A 2,689-nucleotide genomic window follows, 5' to 3' on the forward strand; every position below is an offset into this window, starting at 1 on the left:
GGTAATGGTCAGTAACAGCTTAACACCTTATGCAAACACAGCCTGCTTGAAAATCCATGAGTGGGCAGCATGACTCATTAACTTTTGGAGGTGGGTAGGGTAGGGTGATTCATAGCGTAAACAATAATACCGTTGATCGTATCGCATCTCTCACCCAACGAAGGCCCGATCCTTGCAGTCGGGCTTTGTGACTCGTACGATTAATCTCCCCGAAGTGTATGTAGCTACATACACTTTGAGGAATAGGATCTCGACCTTAAAGGTCAATCCTGCTCTGCTCCAATACGAGGAATGTAGGAGAAAGCCACAAATAATGGCGCGATGTAGGTGCGTGCCGAGATCGCAACCGAGGTGCGCTTTCCTCGTCTCGTACCGATATCTGGTGATTTTCCCCAAATGCTTCATTTTTCCGGTGTGGCGTTGGGGAGAGTATGTCGTACGAGATGAGGAAAGCGGGACTCACGTTCGTTCGTGCCGCATCTACGTTTTCGTCATTACTATCTTTATTTTGGCAATTTTACCTTTTAAAGATGATAACGTCGTTTATTTCCCCTGACCTGAAACGCTGAGGTCTGCACTCGTTGCACTATTGCGCACCTCTACGCTCGTTCCGGTTTCCACACGTGGCACATTGATCATGATCAGGGCCGTTAGCGAGCTTGCCAGGGCCAGTCCAAAGGCGATTAGCATGATGACGCGGAAGCTGGTTACGAAGGATGAGGCGATGATGCCCGAAAGCTCGCTTCGCAATGGACCACTCACTGAGGCCGGGATCTGGATTTCCGCTAGCTTCGTTTGCTGCGCATCGATCTGCTGGCGAATCGCTGGTGGAAGCTTCAGGGTCGCAAGCTGGCTGTCGAGCGTGCTGGTGAAGGTTGCTAGAAAGACGATGTTGAGAACCGCTACCGAAAGCAGCGCGGCAGTACGAGATACGGTGTTACTGATGCCTGCTGCCAGACCAACGTGCTTGCTCTCCACCGCGCTCATCGCGGTCGTCGTCAAAGGGGCGACGGTGATTGCTACGCCAAATCCCTGCACGACAATGGCCGGGAAAAATGTCAGCCAATAGCTGCCACCGATCCCCGGTCGCGTATAGAGCAAGAATGCAGTCGCAACTAACAGCGGCCCAATCACCAGGGGCAGCTTCGCTCCATAGCGATTGATCAGTCCGCCCGACCAGCGCGAGAGCAAGAATGAGATTAGGATCATTGGCAAGAGGGCCGCTCCGGCGGCGACGGGCGCGTATCCCTGCACCTGGATTAGATTGAATGGGAAAAAGAAGAGGACTCCGCCGACCGCTGAGTAGAGGAAAAGCGTCAGGATGTTGATGCCACTGAAGGTCCGCGAGCGAAAGAGTGTCAGCGGAACCATCGGCGTTTGACTGCGATCCTCGCGCAAGAGAAATGCGAGTAACGCGGCTACGCCGAGGATCAAAGCCATAATCACCACCGAACTCCCCAGGCCAAAGACATTCGAGGTGATCAGTCCATAGACGATACTGCCCAGCGCGAGCGTAATCAAGGCACCACCCCACCAATCAATCTTGTGGCTGGCCCTTTCGTCCCGACTCTCCGGCACACGCCAGAAGATAATCAGCAGTACCACGATTGCCAGGGGGACATTGAGGAAAAAGATGCCGCGCCAGGAGATATTCTCCACAATCCAACCGCCTAGCACCGGACCAGCGGCTCCAGTGATCATGGTAAAGCCGGACCAGGTTCCCACTGCCCGCCCACGTTGCTCTTTGCTAAACGTACTGCCAATCATCGATAGGCTACCAGGGATCAGCAAGGCCCCGCCGATCCCCTGGATCGCACGTGCAATGATCAACTGGCTCGTCGTCTGTGAAAGACCGCAGCAGATCGATGCCAGCGCGAAGAGCGCGACACCTATCGCGAAGAAACGTTTACGCCCAAAGACATCACCCAGCGAACCACCGACGAGGATCAGCGCCGCCAGAAAGAGTGCATAAATCTCCACGATCCACTGTGTCTCGGCAATCGTTGCATTCAGACTTTTCTCAAGCACAGGCAAAGCAACATTGACGGCGGTACCATCAATCATTGCCATGCTTGATCCAAGAATTGTCGCTACCAGAACCCAGCGTCCAACCGAGGGGGGATGTGGACGTCTATCGGGTGCGGCGTGTATCACAGCCTCATCGCACGGCTGATTGATCATATTCGCCATTCTTTTCTCCTTCGCCAAAAAAGAGCTGCACATGTATTTGCTTACTTTAACATCCTTAGCATCCTTAACCTTCTTAGCGTACCATACAATTGTTTATATCCACTTTATATATTCTCTATCTTTATGGAAGTGTCCGCTATGAGATCACGAAGTGGCTCTTTGCCCACGGGATCATGCCGCTCTATACGCCGATTGGTGGGTCCTGGTTGAACATGGTAGAGTCGGTCCAGCGCATTCTTGTCCGCCGGGCATTTAGTGGACAATATCCTCAGAATGCTCAAGAAGTGATTGACTGGTTGGAACCAAACTCCCACAGAGAGTGTCAGCCCCCCAATACCAGCGGGATCTTGCTGCTCCCTGGCTGGCAGGCGCGTGCGCCTAAGTTTGGTCCAAAATAGAGAGGGCTTGTAACAACAGATGCGCTTGCAAAATGATCGATGCTGCTCCATATTTGAGAGAACAAGATGTTTTCTGATTGGACTCTCGAGGAGGAACAGCA

2 protein-coding genes are annotated in these 2,689 nt (G+C 52.8%); one reads left to right on the forward strand and one right to left on the reverse strand.

Translation table 11 applies throughout. The features are described from left to right. Window positions 1-543 precede the first annotated feature (543 nt). On the reverse strand, window positions 544-2,190 hold the full coding sequence (locus F1593_RS27690; protein WP_149404781.1) for an MFS transporter: 1,647 nt from the start codon (window positions 2,188-2,190) through the stop codon (window positions 544-546). 89 nt (window positions 2,191-2,279) lie between these two features. On the opposite strand from F1593_RS27690, the gene F1593_RS27695 reads away from it, so the two are divergent. Then, window positions 2,280-2,588: a hypothetical protein gene (locus F1593_RS27695; RefSeq protein WP_149404782.1), complete on the forward strand. Its 309-nt coding sequence runs from the start codon at window positions 2,280-2,282 to the stop codon at window positions 2,586-2,588. The last annotated feature ends 101 nt before the right edge of the window (window positions 2,589-2,689 follow it).

The organism is Dictyobacter arantiisoli (genome assembly GCF_008326305.1).
GTDB classification, from domain to species: Bacteria; Chloroflexota; Ktedonobacteria; order Ktedonobacterales; family Ktedonobacteraceae; genus Dictyobacter; species Dictyobacter arantiisoli.

Excerpts from the sequence above, each read along its gene's own strand:
- F1593_RS27690 (WP_149404781.1), bottom strand. The coding sequence starts at position 2,190 with ATGGCGAATATGATCAATCAGCCGTGCGATGAGGCTGTGATACACGCC.